Here is a 15,835-nt window from a genome sequence, read left to right as displayed (position 1 = left end):
ACGATCCATCCGGCTTCACCCCCGGGGGCGCGAGATCCACCACCCGCGCCCCCGGGCTCTCTGCACCATCGCGTACGGAGAACAGCCCAACGGCCACCCACACTATGGCGTGACACCCGAGCCCACCTCGCGTGCCGTCGCCGTCGCGCCGCCGAAATCCGGAAGACTGACGGACCCGGCCAGACCCGTCGGGCAGTCGGCCCGCTTCCGGGGAAAGGGAGTCATGTCCGAAACCTCCCGTTCTCAAGCCCATGTGCACAGCGATCCCTCGAACGGTGCCCCCGCGCCCGTCGGGACGCGCGGCACCGGGGTTCGGAGAACCAGCCCCGGGGTCAGCGAGCTGGTCCAGGCCGCGCTGCCACTGATCGCCGCCTGGCTGCCCAGCCAGCGGTGGTACGCCGGCAAGGGGCGCGCGATCACCGGGCTCACGCCTGTGGTCGGCACACCGCTCCAGGTCGGCGACCCGACGCTGCTGCACCTGCTGCTCAGGGTCGAGCACGCCGGTGACGGGTCCGCGGCCTACGGCGACATCTACCAGTTGCTGCTGGGCATCCGCTCGCAGCCGTCCACCCAGATCGCCCCCTCCGCCGTGCTCGGGCGGCTCAGCGGAGGCCAGCACGACGGCGCGATGGTCTACGACGCGGTGCACGACCCGGAGCTGACTGGGCGCCTGCTGGAGCACATGGCCACCGGTGACCGCTTCGGCTCGCTCTCCTTCCGCCGCACCCCGGGGCCCGGCCTGCCGAGCAACCTGCCGGGGCGGGCCTCCACCGCCGAGCAGTCCAACAGCTCGGTCATCTACGGCACCTCCTTCATCCTCAAGCTCTTCCGCCGGATCAGCCCCGGCACCAACCCTGACCTGGAACTCTCCCTCGCCCTCTCCCGGGCCGGTTCCACCCGGATCCCTCGCGTCGCCGCCTGGTTCGAATGCCGGCTGGAGCGATCGGAACCGGCCACCCTCGGCCTGCTCCAGCGCTACCTCCCCGACGCCGAGGACGGCTGGGAACTCGCCCTCGACCAGGTCGCCAGGCTCAAGGGCGACCCCTCGCCGGGCAACTTCGCGATCGAGGCCCACCGACTCGGCCGGGCCACCGCCGAGGTGCACCGGGTGCTCGCCCGCACCATGCCGGTGGCCCGGCTCGACCGCGCCCAGGTCGGCCTGCTCGCCGGGGCGATGGCCGACCGGCTCGACAGCGCGGTGGCCGCCGTCCCCGGCCTGCTGCGCTACCGGGCCGCGCTGCGCGCCGCCTTCCGGCAGCTGACGGCCGACCACCTGGACGGACTGCCGGTCCAGCGCATCCACGGCGACCTCCACCTCGGCCAGGCGATGCGCACCCCGCACGGCTGGGTCCTGCTCGACTTCGAGGGCGAACCTGCCAGGCCGCTGGCCGAACGCCGCCTCCCGCAGCCCGCCCTGCGGGACGTCGCCGCGATGCTGCGCTCCTTCGACTACGCCGCCGCCCACCTGCTCGCCGGGGCCCCGCCCGACCCCGAACTGGCCCACCTGGCCGCGGCCTGGGCGGCCCGCAACCGTACGGCGTACTGCGCGGGCTACACCGCGGGCGGCGGAAGCGACCCGTCGGCCTCGCCGGAGCTGATGCGTGCACTGGAGATCGACAAGGCGGTCTACGAAGTGGTCTACGAGGCCAGGCACCGGCCCAGCTGGCTGCCCATCCCACTGGCCGCCATCAACCGCCTGGCTCTGACCGTCTGACCTGCCGATCCCCCCCGCCGACAACCGAACACCCCCCACCAGTACGGGAGTCGGCACCCGACCCCGATGTCCAGGAGGCCCCAGCCGTGACTCCGCTCGGCCCGAAGCCCGACCGCACCACGCCCGCCGTGCCCGCCACCTTCCTGCCAGGGCGGGCCGGGGGGTCCGGCGAGAGTGCGCCGGTACGGTCCGCCGCCCCGGCCCGGGCGGAACGGCCCTCGGCCTCGCCCCCTGACTCGCCCCCTGCCGCGGCCACTCCGGCCGTCGAGCCCGACCGGGCCGCCCCGGCCTCGACCGGGCACGCGGCGCTCCGGCTGCCGGAGGCCCCGCTGCCGCCGTCCGAGATCGAGCGTCTGCTCCGCGGCGAGCACCACGACCCGCACTCCCTGCTCGGCGCGCACCTGACCTCCGAGGGCGTCGCGATCCGGGTGCTCCGCCCGTTCGCCGAGCGGGTGGTGGTGGAGACCGAGCACGGGCCGGTCGAGCTGACGCATCTTCAAGGCGGCCTGTTCACCGGACTGCTGTCGGGGCGCACCCTCCCCTCGTACCGGCTGCTGGTGACATACCCCGGCGGCGGAGCGCTCGCCCAGCACGACGGCTACCGGGCCAGGCCCACCCTCGGCGACCTCGACCTGCATCTGATCTCCGAAGGCCGGCACGAGCAGCTGTGGCAGGCGCTCGGCTCGCACGTGCGCGAGGTGGACGGGATCAGCGGCACCGCCTTCGCGGTCTGGGCACCGAACGCCGTCGGGGTCCGGCTGATCGGCGACTTCAACCACTGGGACGGCACCGGCCACCCGATGCGCTCGCTCGGCTCCTGCGGCATCTGGGAGCTCTTCGTCCCGGGCCTGGGCGAGGGCACCCACTACAAGTACGAGATCCACACCCGACAGGGCTGGGTGCTCGGCAAGGCAGACCCGCTCGCCCGCGCCGCCCAGTGCCCGCCGGACACCGCCTCCATCGTGCACGTCTCACGCCACGAGTGGCGAGACACCGAGTGGCTGGCCCGCCGGGCACACGCCGTGCACCACCGCACCCCTATGTCGGTGTACGAGCTGCACCTGGCCTCCTGGCGCCCCGAGCTCACCAGCTACCGCCGGATCGCCGAGGAACTCCCCGTCTACCTCAAGGACTTGGGCTTCACCCATGTGGAGTTCATGCCGGTGATGGAGCATCCCTTCGGCGGCTCCTGGGGCTACCAGGTCTCCGGCTTCTACGCCCCCACCGCCCGGCTCGGCACCCCAGACGACTTCAAGTACCTGATCGACACCCTGCACCAGCACGGAATCGGCGTGATCGTCGACTGGGTGCCCGCCCACTTCCCCAGGGACGACTTCGCCCTCGCCCGCTTCGACGGCGAGCCGCTGTACGAGCCCGCCGACCCGCTGCGCGCCGAACACCCCGACTGGGGCACGCTGGAGTTCGACTACGGCCGCACCGAGGTGCGCAACTTCCTTGTCGCCAACGCCGTCTACTGGTGCGAGGAGTTCCACATCGACGGCCTTCGGGTGGACGCCGTCGCCTCCATGCTCTACCTCGACTACTCCCGCGAGGGCGGCGGCTGGACCCCCAACCAGTACGGCGGGCGCGAGAACCTGGACGCCGCGTCCTTCCTCCAGGAGATGAACGCAACCGTCTACCGCCGCTGCCCCGGCGTGGTCACCATCGCCGAGGAGTCCACCGCCTGGGACGGCGTCACCCGCCCCACCGACAGCGGCGGCCTCGGCTTCGGGCTGAAGTGGAACATGGGCTGGATGCACGACTCGCTGGTCTACATGTCCAAGGAGCCGGTGCACCGCAAGTACCACCACAACGAGATCACCTTCTCGATGGTGTACGCCTACTCGGAGAACTACATCCTGCCGATCTCGCACGACGAGGTCGTCCACGGCAAGCAGGCGCTGGTCGCCAAGATGCCCGGCGACTGGTGGCAGCAGCGCGCCAACCACCGCGCCTACCTCGGCTTCATGTGGGCCCACCCGGGCAAGCAACTCCTCTTCATGGGACAGGAGTTCGCCCAGGGTGCCGAGTGGGACCACGAGCACGGCCCGCAGTGGTGGGTGCTCGACGAGGGCTGGCCCTCGGCCGAGGAGCACCGCGGCGTCCAGCGCCTGGTCCGCGACCTCAACCTCACCTACCGGGACGCCCCCGCCCTCTGGGAGCAGGACACCGCCCCCGACGGCTTCCGCTGGCTGGACGGCGGCGCCGCCGAGGACAACCTGCTCTCCTTCGTCCGCTACGCCGCCGACGGCACACCGCTGGTCTCGATCAGCAACTTCTCCCCCGTCGTCCGCCACTGCCACCGTGTCGGCCTGCCGCTGCTCGACACCGGCGAGCAGCTCTGGGCGGAGGTGCTCAACACCGACGCCGCGGCCTACGGCGGCAGCGGGGTCGCCAACTCCCGTCCGGTCAAGGCCGATCCCACCCCCTGGAACGGCCAGCCCCGCAGCGCCGAACTGATCCTGCCGCCGCTCGCCACCGTGTGGCTGCGACCGGCCTGATCCGACGTCTGCGATGGCTCCCCGATGAGCAGTCGGTAAACACTCAGGGAACGACATCCGCGCGCCCGAACCGCTGTAGTACGTTCACGACGGCCGACCTCCGAACGCGTGCACGAGACACCGTTTCGGCATCCGGCCCTGCCCGCCGAGAGCCGTACCGCAGAGCCGAGAGTGTGTGATGTCGTCCCTGACCTACATGGAATCCGTCGGTGTGGGCCTGCTGCAGGGCGTCACCGAGCTCTTCCCGGTGTCCAGCCTCGGCCACAGCATCCTGATACCCGCGCTGATCGGCGGACAGACCCAGCGCGACCTGGACGTCACCGCCGACGGCTCGCCGTACCTCTCGGTGCTGGTCGGTCTGCACCTGGCCACCGCACTGGCCCTGGTGGTCTTCTTCCGCCGGGACTGGATCCGGATCATTCGCGGGCTGTTCAGCTCGATCCGCCAACGCCGGGTCCAGACACCCGACCAGAAGCTGGCCTGGCTGCTGGTGATCGCCACCATCCCGGTCGGTGTCGCCGGGCTGGCGCTCGACCACCTGCTGCGCGACGCCCTCGGCAAGCCCACCCCGGCGGCGGCCTTCCTCGCCCTCAACGGCCTTGTGCTGCTGGGCGCCGAGCGTCTCAAGCGCGGCGGGACCGGCCGGCGCAGGGCCGGGCAGTACCCGGCCCACATCCCGGGCGGCGACCCCGCGCGGGAGTCCGACCGCCGGATCGCCCGGCTGAGCTACCTCCAGGGCACCTGGATCGGCGCCGCCCAGATCCTCGCCCTCTTCCCCGGCATCAGCCGCTCCGGCGTCACCATGAGCACCGGTGTCCTGCGCGGCCTCGGCCACGAGGACGCCGCCCGGTTCTCCTTCCTCCTCGCCACACCGGTCATCCTGGCGGCCTCCGCCCTCAAGCTTCCCGAGCTGCTGGCGCCCGAGAACGCCGCCGTCCGCGGCCCCCTGCTCGCCGGAAGCCTGGCCGCCTTCGTCGCCGGGTACGTCTCGGTCCGCTTCCTCACCAAGTACTTCGAGACCCGCAGCCTGACCCCGTTCGCGGTCTACTGCACCGTGGCCGGCCTCGGCTGCCTCGCGTACCTGAACCTCTAGGGCCTGCCCGACAGCGAAGGGGCAGCGCCCCTGGGTGGTACATGGCTGATCGGGTGCGTTACAGCCCCGGGCGGTGCATGGTTTCTCGCACAGTTCCTCGTGCCCCTGATCGTGCAATCGGGACTTTGGTCCCTTGCGTTCGGGGGTCCCGGTGGGTGCCGACGGGCTGCTCGGGTGCAAAGGTATGGTCGATATGTCTTCTTCTTGCTGACCATGCCGACGAAACGGAGATAGCCACGTGGCGCGCAGCGTGTACGTGACCGGGATCGACCGGGGGGACGGTCGGCAGGCCGTCGAACTCGGGGTCATGGAACTGCTCACCCGCCAGGTGGACCGGGTCGGCGTCTTCCGGCCGCTGGTGCATGCGGCCGGACCCGGCGAGCCGGGTTCCGACCATGTGGTGGAGCTGCTCCGCAGCCGGTACCGGCTCGACCTCCCCGCCGCCGAGCTGTACGGCCTGACCTACGAGGAGGCCGCCGCGCTCCAGGCCGCCCAGGGGCAGGACGAGCTGGTCTCCACGCTGGTGGACAGGTTCCGCGCGCTGGAGCGCAAGTGCCAGGCGGTCCTCGTACTCGGTACGGACTTCGCCGACACCAACATCCCGGACGAGCTGGCCTTCAACGCCCGTCTGGCGAACGAGTTCGGGGCCTGGGTTCTCCCGGTGGTCGGCGGCCACGACGAGGACCCGCAGGCCGTGATCGCCGAGGTCCGCAACGCCCACCGCGCCTACCGCGACCTCGGCTGCTCCACCCTGGCGATGATCGCCAACCGGGTCGCGCCGAGTGCCAAGCAGCAGGTCCAGCGGGTGCTGGGCGAGAAGCTGTCGATCCCCTCCTATGTCATCCCCGAGGAGCCGGCGCTGGCCGCGCCGACCGTGGGGCAGCTGGTCGAGGCGACCGGCGCCGAGGTGCTGCTGGGCGATGCGGCGGGACTCGCCAGGGACGTCCGGTCCTTCGTCTTCGGCGGCGCGATGCTGCCGACCTTCCTGGACGCACTGACCGAGGGCGCCCTGGTGGTCACCCCCGGGGACCGCGCCGACCTGATGGTGGGCTCGCTGGCGGCGCACGCCGCCGGTGCCCCGCCGATCGCGGGCGTCCTGCTGACGCTCGGCCAGCACCCGGGCCCGAACGTGATGGCCCTGGCCGCCCGCCTCGCCCCCGGCACCCCGGTCGCCGTGGTGCCCGAGGGCAGCTGGCCGACCGCCGCCGCGCTGACCCACCTGGAGGGCCGGCTCGGCCCGTCCAGCTCACGGAAGGCCGAGATCGCCCTCGGCCTGTTCGAACTCCACGTGGACACCGTCGAGTTGACCAGGCGGATCGAGCTGAGCCGCTCCGAGCGGGTCACCCCGATGATGTTCGAGCACGAGCTGCTGGAGCGCGCCCGCGGCGACCGCCGCCATGTCGTGCTGCCGGAGGGCACCGAGGAGCGGGTGCTGCGCGCCGCCGAGGTACTGCTGCGCCGCAACATCTGTGACCTCACCCTGCTCGGCGAGCCGGAGACGATCCGCCGCAAGGCCGCGAGCCTGGGCATCGACCTGCCGCACGAGGACGCTGCGGCCGACCGCGCCCGGGTGCGGATCGTGGACCCGGCGACCAGCCCGCTGCGCCGGCAGTTCGCCGAGCTCTACGCCAAGCTGCGCGCCCACAAGGGCATGACCGTCGAGCTGGCCCTGGACGTGGTCACGGACGTCTCCTACTTCGGCACCCTGATGGTGCAGGAGGGCATCGCCGACGGCATGGTCTCCGGCGCGGTGCACTCCACGGCGGCGACCATCCGCCCCGCCTTCGAGGTGATCAAGACCTCGCCGGGTGCCTCGATCGTCTCCTCGGTCTTCTTCATGTGCCTGGCCGACAAGGTGCTGGTGTACGGCGACTGCGCGGTCAACCCGGACCCGGACGCCCAGCAGCTGGCCGACATCGCCATCCAGTCCGCCGAGACCGCGGTCCAGTTCGGCGTCGAGCCGAGGGTCGCGATGCTCTCGTACTCGACCGGCACCTCGGGCTCGGGCGCGGACGTGGACAAGGTCCGCAAGGCCACCGAGATCGTCCGCGAGCTGCGCCCGGACATCCTGGTCGAGGGCCCGATCCAGTACGACGCCGCGGTGGACGCCCATGTCGCGGCCACCAAGCTGCCGGGCTCGCCGGTGGCCGGGCGGGCGACCGTGCTGATCTTCCCGGATCTCAACACCGGCAACAACACCTACAAGGCCGTGCAGCGCTCGGCCGGTGCCGTGGCGGTCGGCCCGGTGCTCCAGGGGCTGCGCAAGCCCGTCAACGACCTGTCGCGCGGCGCCCTGGTCGAGGACATCGTCAACACGGTCGCGATCACGGCCATCCAGTCCCAGAACGCCTCTGCTGCCGAAGGAGCCCACCCGTGAGCGAAGGCACCCGGGTTCTCGTCCTCAACGCCGGCTCCTCGTCGGTCAAGTACCAGCTGATCGACATGCTCGACGGCACCCGGCTGGCCTCCGGTCTGGTGGAGCGGATCGGCGAGTCGGGCGGGCGGCTCGTCCACACCCCGCGCAGCGGCCTCAAGCGGGAGAGTCTCCAGGTCTTCCCCGGCCACGACGCCGCCCTGAAGGCCGTCGCCGAGGAGCTGGCCGCCGACGGGGTCGGCCTGGACTCGCCGGAGCTGGCGGCGATCGGGCACCGCGTGGTGCACGGCGGGAAGCGGTTCACCGTCCCGACGCTGATCACCGACGAGGTGCTCACCGAGATCCGCCGGCTGATCCCGGTCGCCCCGCTGCACAACCCGGCCAACATCACCGGCATCGAGGTGGCCCGGGACCTGCGCCCGGACCTGCCGCAGGTCGCGGTCTTCGACACGGCCTTCCACGCGAGCATGCCGGAGTACGCGGCCAGATACGCGATCGACAGGGCGGTGGCCGACGAGCACCGGGTCCGCCGCTACGGCTTCCACGGCACCTCGCACCAGTACGTCTCCCGGGCCACCGCCGCGCTGCTCGGCAAAGACCCGGCCGAGGTGAACGTGATCGTGCTGCACCTGGGCAACGGCGCCTCCGCCTCGGCCGTGTCCGGCGGGGTCTGCGTGGACACCTCGATGGGCCTGACCCCGCTGGAGGGCCTGGTCATGGGCACCCGTTCGGGCGATGTGGACGCGGGCGTGGTCTTCCATCTGCACCGGGTCGGGGGCATGAGCATCGACGAGATCGACGACCTGCTGAACCGCCGCAGCGGCCTGCTCGGCCTGTGCGGGGACAACGACATGCGCGAGATCATGCGCCGGGCCGAGGAAGGCGACGCGGACGCCAGGCTCGCCTTCGACACGTACATCCACCGGCTGCGCAAGTACATAGGCGGCTACTACGCCGTGCTCGGCCGGGTGGACGCGATCGCCTTCACGGCGGGCGTCGGCGAGAACGCCGCACCGGTCCGGGCGGCGGCGACGGCGGGCCTGGCGGAGCTGGGCATCGCGGTGGACGCCGAGCTGAACTCGATCCGCTCCGGCGAGGCCCGGGTGATCTCTCCGGAGTACGCACGGGTGACCGTCGCCGTGGTGCCGACCGACGAGGAGCTGGAGATCGCGCAGCAGACCTTCGCCCTGGTGCACTCCGCAGTCTGAGCAGGTGTCAGGGTCGGATCCCACCGGGCGTCCCACTCAGCGAGACGGTTCGTTGGCGATTCCTCATCTTTCGCGCCGAATGCGCCTATAACACGAACGGATAGACTGACCGATATGCGCCGAGCGAAAATTGTCTGCACCCTGGGTCCGGCGACGGACTCCTACGAACAGCTGAAGGCCATCGTCGAAGCGGGCATGAACGTCGCCCGACTCAACATGAGCCACGGCTCGCACGCCGAGCACGAGGAGCGGTACCGCAAGGTCCGCCAGGTGTCCGAGGACACCGGCCGCACCATCGGTGTGCTGGCCGACCTCCAGGGCCCGAAGATCCGACTGGCGACCTTCGCCAACGGCCCGGTCACCGTCGACAACGGCGACGAGTTCACCATCACCACCGAGGACGTGCCGGGCGACCAGCACATCTGCGGCACCACCTACAAGGGCCTCCCGGGCGATGTGAAGCCGGGCGACCCGATCCTGATCAACGATGGCGTCATCGCCCTCGAGGTCGTCAGCGTCGACGGCCCGCGGGTGAAGACCGTGGTCATCGAGGGCGGCGTGCTCTCGAACAACAAGGGGATCAACCTCCCCGGCGCGGCCGTGAACGTGCCGGCCCTGTCCGAGAAGGACAAGGACGACCTGCGCTTCGCGCTCCGCCTGGGCGTCGACATGGTCGCGCTCTCCTTCGTCCGCAACGCGGCCGACATCGAGGACGTCCACAAGGTCATGGACGAGGTCGGGATCCGCGTCCCGGTCATCGCCAAGATCGAGAAGCCGCAGGCCGTCGAGGCCATGGAGGAGATCGTCCTCGCCTTCGACGCCATCATGGTGGCCCGTGGCGACCTCGCCGTGGAGTACCCGCTGGAGCGGGTGCCGCTGGTGCAGAAGAAGCTCATCACGCTGGCCCGCCGCAACGCCAAGCCGGTCATCGTCGCCACCCAGATGATGGAGTCGATGATCCACGCCTCGCGGCCGACCCGCGCCGAGGTCTCGGACGTCGCCAACGCCATCCTGGACGGCACGGACGCGGTCATGCTCTCCGCCGAGTCCAGCGTCGGCAAGTACCCGGTCGAGACGGTCAAGACGATGAGCCGGATCGCCGAGAAGGCCGAGGAGGAGCTGCTCGCGCAGGGCCTCCAGCCGCTGAACCCGGGCCGCAAGCCGCGCACCCAGGGCGGTTCGATCGCCCGCGCCGCCTGCGAGCTGGGCGACTTCCTGAACGCCAGGTCGCTGGTCGCCTTCACCAAGTCCGGTGACACCGCGCGCCGCCTCTCGCGCTACCGCTCGCCGATCCCGGTGATCGCCTTCACCCCGGACGCCGCCACCCGCAACCAGCTCTCGCTGAGCTGGGGCGTCGAGGCGTATGTGACCGAGCAGGTCGCCACCACCGACGAGATGGTGGTCCAGGTCGACCAGGAGCTTCTGAGCATGAAGCGGCTCAACGAGGGCGACACGGTGATCGTCACCGCCGGTTCGCCGCCCGGCATCCCCGGCAACACCAACATGGTCCAGGTGCACCACCTGGGCGCCCGCGCAGGTCTCTGACCTGCGGGCCGCCGTGCCGAACGCCAGTGGGGCGCGCTCTCCTTCGCGGAGGGCGCGCCCCACTGGCGTTTCCCGGGGCCGCTACTGGCCGTAGGGGAGGTTGTCGTTGTACATCTGCATGCCCGGGATGCTCAGGGTGCCGCCGAACTGGCCCGCCTGGACGGCGGTGACCTGCTTCATCTCCAGGTCGAGCGGGATAGGCACGCTGCCGATCAGGTCGTACAGCCACTGCGGCAGGGTGTCCGGCGTGAGCGTGATCTCGCCGAGGTCGATCGGGAGCGGCAGGCCGAGGATCTTGCTGAGGTGACCGGAGAGCCGCTCCACGTACATGGTCACCTCACCGTCGCGCATGGTGGAGGTCGAGCCCGGGGCGCCCTTCACATGGAAGGTCATACCGTTGCCCTCAAGTGTCGACATATCGAGATCGCCGATGTCGACCCGGTCCACGACGAACTTGAGCACCCGCTTGGTGGTGGTCTGGGTCCGGACGTCCACCAGGCCGTAGAACTTCGCGCCGTACAGGCCGAGGGTGGACGAGTGCAGCGTCCAGTTCTGCTCGGGCACGAGCCGGTTGGGCTCCGCCTTGCCGGCGCTCAGCGCGCGGGTGTCCACCTGGCAGTTGGGGTTCTTGGTGGGCGAGGCGGAAGGCGAGGGGCTGGAACTGGGCGTCGCGGTCGGGCTCCCGGACGGCGCCGGAGAGGCGGTCTCGGAGTCGGAGGCGGACGGAGACGAGGACGGCGACGGCGACTCGGCGGCGGGGGTCTCGGCCTCGGGCACGCGGGTCTTCGCCGGAGGCGGGCCGGGAGTGGCCGACGGGCTCGGCGCCGAAGTGGCCTTCGGGGTCGGAGCCGGGGTCGGGGTCGGGCTCCGGTGACTGCCCAGGTGCAGGATCGGGTCGAGGATGTCGTCCAGGATCCCGGCCGGTCCGACCGAGTCGGCCTTCGGGGTCGGCGAAGTGGTCGCCGCCGCCTGCTGAGGCCGGGGGTGCGTCGTGGCGGTGGCGCTCACGGTCGGCGACGGCACAGTGGTCGGCGTCGACACCGGAGCCGGCTGCTGCGTCTGCGAGTCGGGCTGCGCGGTCGGCTGCTCACTTGGCCGGGCGGCCTTGGTGGACGTCGGCTTCGGGTCCGGCACCGGGGTGATCTCGCTCTTCGGCACCGGCGTCTCTTCGAGAACCGTGTCGGCAGCGGTGGCGCAGCCCTTGTCCTTCTGGACGTCGGCCATGGCAATGCTCGGGATGGTGCCCATCAGCAGCGCCGTCGGCACAGCGGCTATCGCCACCGCCCTGCCCCGCAGGCGGCTGCGCACCTTGACCCGAGGCGCAGCGTGCCGGGGCCCGGCCACCCGGGCAACCGCCCCTTCGTCCCGGTCGCTCACCGCTGCTCCCCGGGATCGGCCTTCTCCACGGACACCGCAGGCTGACCGGGCTCGGCAGCGCCGTTCTCCGCCGCACCTGCCAACTCGTCCGTCAGGACGGCCGGTTGCTTCAGCGGGGCCCAGGAGCACAGCAGCCCTCCGGCGACCAGCCCGAGCAGCAGGCCCACGCCGAAGCCGCCAAGGTTGGAGACCGGAACGGAGACCAGGGACAGAATGGTGACGGCCACACCGCAGAAGATCCGCACCAGCGGCTGGAACCAGGCCGTCACGCCCAGGGTCATCATCAGCAGCCCGATGAGCAGCGAACCGGCACCGGCAGTGGTGGCCATCGTGACGGTCAGCTGCCCCAACTGCAGGTTGGCATAGGGGAGGTAGAGGATCGGGACGCCGGCGATCACGGCCAGCAGCCCGCCCCAGAACGGGCGGGAACGGCGCCAGGCCCGAAATCGCAGTCGGAGCCGACCGAAGCCGCTAGCCCCTTCGGGCCACTCGATGGCAGTTGCGCTGGACACGATGCGAGCTCCTCGATTGCGGTAACGAGGGACGAACAGTTGGTACGACAGGGACGGCGGCACCGCCACCGCCCCTGCCACAGTGGCCTGTTGGCCGACGGCGGAGCACCGTCGGCCGTCAGTGGCCTAGAAGCACTCGACGCTCGGGCCGTCGCCCTGGGCCAGGCCCAGCTTCAGGCCGTTGAGCGAGAAGCTGCTGGCCGAGGTCGACCAGGCGGTCTGCTTCACGTTGGTCAGGTGGGCGTGCGTCGCGGCCTGGCCGAACAGTCCGGGCATGCCCTTGGCCGGGCTCGGCAGGGTCGAGGCGTCCTGACCGATGTTGATGTTGTCGAACTGGGCGTCCGCCTCAAGACTGTTGAGGCCGATCACCAGGTTGTCGGCCTGGACCCACTGGTCCTTGTTGTCCCCACCGGCGTGCAGCTGGAGGGTCCACTTGCCGAGCCCGAAGGGGAGGTCGGTGGACACCGACTGGCACAGGTGCTTGATGGTCGCGTGGCTGAAGGTCGAGACGGCAACGGCCTCGTGAGCCTTCGGGTTCTGGTCCTGGGCGTTGGTGTGGTGGAGGACATCGCCGTACTGGGCGAAGTTGTCGCCCTGGAGATCGTCCGCCTGGACCTTGAACTTCTGGCCGGAGATGCTGAACGACGCGGCCAGCGCGTTGTTCGCCAGGCCCACGCCGATCGCCGCGGTGGCCGCGATACTGGGGACCATCACGAGTGCAAAGCGCTTCCAGCGGGTCTTGCCGAATGTCTGGGACATGCGTGTCCTCCTTCTAGGACGTACATCTCCGACCGCGCCCGGTGCGCCCCGCACCGACCTGGGCCTGGGATGGGAGAGAGCTACGTCCTCGGTAGCGGAGAGCGCCGTGGGCATCGGCGGACCCGGGCTCGGCCGCAACCACGGCACTCCCGTTCCCGGCACCCACTGTCTTCGCGACAGCGGGTACGACCGATGACACCGGCGACCACCCCCGAGCGACAACCAGCGACCGCGCGGGGATGCGCGGCCGTGCGAAGGACAGGAACCGCATGTGGGATCTGCGGATACCCCCCTGCCCTCAAGCCTCAGGACCGAGCCGTCGGCTGCCCGGTGGGGATCCCCTCGTAGGGGACCGGGCGTGGCTGATCGTGCTTGAATCCCGGCCCGAACACAAGGGGTTCATTACTGACGGGTAATCCAACAGCGACTGTCGCCGATCATGAAATCGGACGAAACGGCACGCAGAGTGACAATCGAGCAGATGTACGTCACCGAAATTCGGCGGAAACACGGACGAAACAGCTCCGGCGGTCACCAGAGGTGACCGCCGGAGGGCATTGTCAAGATTTGATAAAGGTCGGAATTTTTGACCGCTTTGTCGTCAAATCCCCAGCGACACCGCAGGTCACCCGCCGTGCCACCAGGGCCCGGCAGGTCGCACGCGGACCGGCCGCCCGCGTCAGAACAGCACCCGGGCCAGCGCGGTGCGGGCCTTCGCCACCCGGGGGTCCTCCGCACCGATCACCTCGAAGAGCTCCAGCAGCCGGAGCCGGGCGGTATCCCGGTCCTCGCCGAAGGTCCTGCCGACCGTGTCGACCAGTCGGCCGAAGGCATCCTCGACGTGGCCGCCGACCAAGTCCAGGTCTGCGGCCTCCAGCTGGGCGGCGACGTTCTTCGGATCGGCGGCGGCCGCCGCACGGACGGCCTGCGGGTCCAGCGCCTCGACCCGGCGCAGCAGCTGCGCCTGGGCCAGGCCCAGCTTGGCCTCGGTGTTGCCGGGCTGGTCGACCAGCACGTTCTGGTACGCCTGGATGGCACCGCCCAGGTCACCGCGGTCGAGCGCGTCGTGCGCGGCGGACAGCGCCGGGTCCTCCGGTACGCGGGGGGCTGCCGGACTCTCGCCCTCCGGGGCGACACCGCCACCGACGATGCCGAAGCGCTGCTCGGCGACCGCGATCAACTGATCCAGGATCTTGCGGACGTTGGCCTCGTTCTCGGCGCCCTGGAAGAGCGGGACGAGCTGACCGGCGACCACGGCCATCACGGCCGGGATGCCCTGGATGCCGAACTGCTGGGCGATCAGCTGATTGGCGTCCACATCAATCTTGGCGAGCACGATCCGCCCGTCGTACTCCTCGGCGAGCCGCTCGAGGATCGGGCTGAGCTGCTTGCACGGGCCGCACCACTCGGCCCAGAAGTCGACGACCACCGGCACCTCGGCCGAGCGCTGCACGACCTCGGTCTCGAAGGTTTCCTCGGTGACATCGATGACGAGCTCGTACGGCGCCCCCGGCGGGGCCACCCCGGCCGCCTCAGCGGCGGCGTTCTGACGAGCTCGTTCCACCCTGGCCTGCTCGGCCTTCTGGGCGGCGTCACCGGCCGCCTTCACTGCGGCGAGGTCCACCGCACCACGCAGGGCGGCACTGTTCAGACGCGAATTCCGTGGCTGCATGGCTCTATCCTCCCCCGTCCGCACGGGTGACGTGCGCCAACCGCCGGAATGGGTCGCACCGAACCGACTTCTCCGCCCCCGTCGGGAGCCCTGCTCCCATGGTTCAAGCGTTGCAGAGCCGACGCGGATCCCCACCCGCGCCGCGCGCCCGCCCGATCCCTTGGGCCGGAACGCGAGGTTGCCGCTCTTTCGCTACGAGTCGTAGCGTAACTGCACCCGGGGTCGGTCCCGCAAGACCCCCCGGGCATTGCGGGACGTGACCTGTCCCACTTTCCCGCACGCCCGGCTGCCGCCGGGGGGACAAATCGTTACGGTTACCAGACCCACCCACGTTACTCACCGGTAGATCGCACGCAAGTGCATCGCACCGGCCCAAGCAAGGAGGCTCGGTGGCCCCCACCACCCAGCAGCCCGCTGCCCACGACCAAGCCGTGTCGCCGCCGCGCGGCAAGGGCCGCCCCCGCAGCGCAGCCGCCGACCGGGCGATCCTCGACGCCACCCGCGAGGCCCTCGCCGAACTCGGCTGGGGCGGGCTGACCATGGGCCACGTCGCCGCCCGGGCCGGCGTCGCCAAGACAACTCTTTACCGACGCTGGCCGTCCAAGAACGAACTGGTGGTCGATGCCGTCGCCAGCCTCTTCGACGAGCTGGAGATGGCCGACCTGGGCAGCCTGCGGGCCGACATCGAAGCCGTGGTCGCCCAGTTCGCCGTGCTGCTGGCCCGCCCGGAGAGCCAGGCCGCGCTGCTCGCCCTCTTCGCCGAGGGCTCCCGCGACCCGCAGCTGCGCCGACGCGTCCGCGAACGGATCGTCGAACCCCAGAAGTGCCTCGTCCAACAGGGCCGCGCCCAGGCCCAACTGCGCGGCGAACTGAGCCCCGACCGCGACGAGGCCACCGCCTCCGAGGAGATCGACATCATCTTCGACACCATCGCGGGCACCGTCGAACACCGCCTGCTGGTCAGCGGCCGACCCATCACCCCCGACTGGATCAGCCGCTTCACCACCCTGCTGCTCAACCCCCTCCCCGGCCTGACCTCCACGAGGGCCGACCAGGACCAGGGCTGACACCGCCGTCGAG

At 70.8% G+C, this 15,835-nt stretch carries 11 protein-coding genes; 7 read left to right on the top strand and 4 right to left on the bottom strand.

The genetic code is table 11. The annotated features are described in order from the left end of the window. The first annotated feature begins 223 nt into the window (after nt 1–223). From P3T39_RS24790 to pyk, 6 genes are all read left to right on the top strand, one after another. Nucleotides 224–1,714, top strand: a complete 1,491-nt coding sequence (locus P3T39_RS24790) for a maltokinase (RefSeq protein ID WP_280701132.1) — start codon at nt 224–226, stop codon at nt 1,712–1,714. 86 nt (nt 1,715–1,800) lie between these two features. Beyond that, nucleotides 1,801–4,215 (top strand): 1,4-alpha-glucan branching enzyme, encoded by a 2,415-nt coding sequence (gene glgB, locus P3T39_RS24785; protein ID WP_280701131.1) that lies wholly within the window; start codon nt 1,801–1,803, stop codon nt 4,213–4,215. A 178-nt stretch (nt 4,216–4,393) separates the two neighbouring features. Beyond that, nucleotides 4,394–5,308, top strand: a complete 915-nt coding sequence (locus P3T39_RS24780) for an undecaprenyl-diphosphate phosphatase (RefSeq protein ID WP_280701130.1) — start codon at nt 4,394–4,396, stop codon at nt 5,306–5,308. A 238-nt stretch (nt 5,309–5,546) separates the two neighbouring features. Then, a complete protein-coding gene (gene pta / locus P3T39_RS24775) occupies nt 5,547–7,685 on the top strand; it encodes a phosphate acetyltransferase (RefSeq protein ID WP_280701129.1) in 2,139 nt (712 codons plus the stop codon). Next, on the top strand, nt 7,682–8,890 hold the full coding sequence (locus tag P3T39_RS24770; protein ID WP_280701128.1) for an acetate kinase: 1,209 nt from the start codon (nt 7,682–7,684) through the stop codon (nt 8,888–8,890). Before pta ends, P3T39_RS24770 begins: the two co-directional genes overlap by 4 nt. 114 nt (nt 8,891–9,004) lie before the next feature. Further along, on the top strand, nt 9,005–10,435 hold the full coding sequence (pyk, locus tag P3T39_RS24765) for a pyruvate kinase (protein ID WP_280701127.1): 1,431 nt from the start codon (nt 9,005–9,007) through the stop codon (nt 10,433–10,435). An 81-nt stretch (nt 10,436–10,516) separates the two neighbouring features. Here the strand turns inward: pyk and P3T39_RS24760 are convergent, their stop codons facing one another. The 4 genes from P3T39_RS24760 to trxA all read right to left on the bottom strand — a co-directional run bounded on the left by P3T39_RS24760 (nt 10,517) and on the right by trxA (nt 14,755). Beyond that, nucleotides 10,517–11,812 (bottom strand): hypothetical protein, encoded by a 1,296-nt coding sequence (locus P3T39_RS24760; RefSeq protein WP_280701126.1) that lies wholly within the window; start codon nt 11,810–11,812, stop codon nt 10,517–10,519. Next, a complete protein-coding gene (locus P3T39_RS24755; protein WP_280701125.1) occupies nt 11,809–12,324 on the bottom strand; it encodes a DUF6114 domain-containing protein in 516 nt (171 codons plus the stop codon). Before P3T39_RS24755 ends, P3T39_RS24760 begins: the two co-directional genes overlap by 4 nt. Before the next feature lie 126 nt (nt 12,325–12,450). Beyond that, complete coding sequence (locus tag P3T39_RS24750; protein ID WP_280701124.1) at nt 12,451–13,083, bottom strand: DUF6230 family protein; 633 nt, start codon at nt 13,081–13,083, stop codon at nt 12,451–12,453. 679 nt (nt 13,084–13,762) lie between these two features. Next, a complete protein-coding gene (gene trxA / locus P3T39_RS24745) occupies nt 13,763–14,755 on the bottom strand; it encodes a thioredoxin (RefSeq protein ID WP_280701123.1) in 993 nt (330 codons plus the stop codon). A gap of 431 nt (nt 14,756–15,186) precedes the next feature. Between trxA and P3T39_RS24740 the strand changes: the two genes are divergently transcribed. Further along, nucleotides 15,187–15,822, top strand: a complete 636-nt coding sequence (locus tag P3T39_RS24740; RefSeq protein WP_280701155.1) for a TetR/AcrR family transcriptional regulator — start codon at nt 15,187–15,189, stop codon at nt 15,820–15,822. The last annotated feature ends 13 nt before the right edge of the window (nt 15,823–15,835 follow it).

Source organism: Kitasatospora sp. GP82 (genome assembly GCF_029892105.1).
GTDB lineage: Bacteria > Actinomycetota > Actinomycetes > Streptomycetales > Streptomycetaceae > Kitasatospora.
Note: the sequence above shows the minus strand (reverse complement) of the source record. Positions and strands in the feature narration are given on the sequence as shown.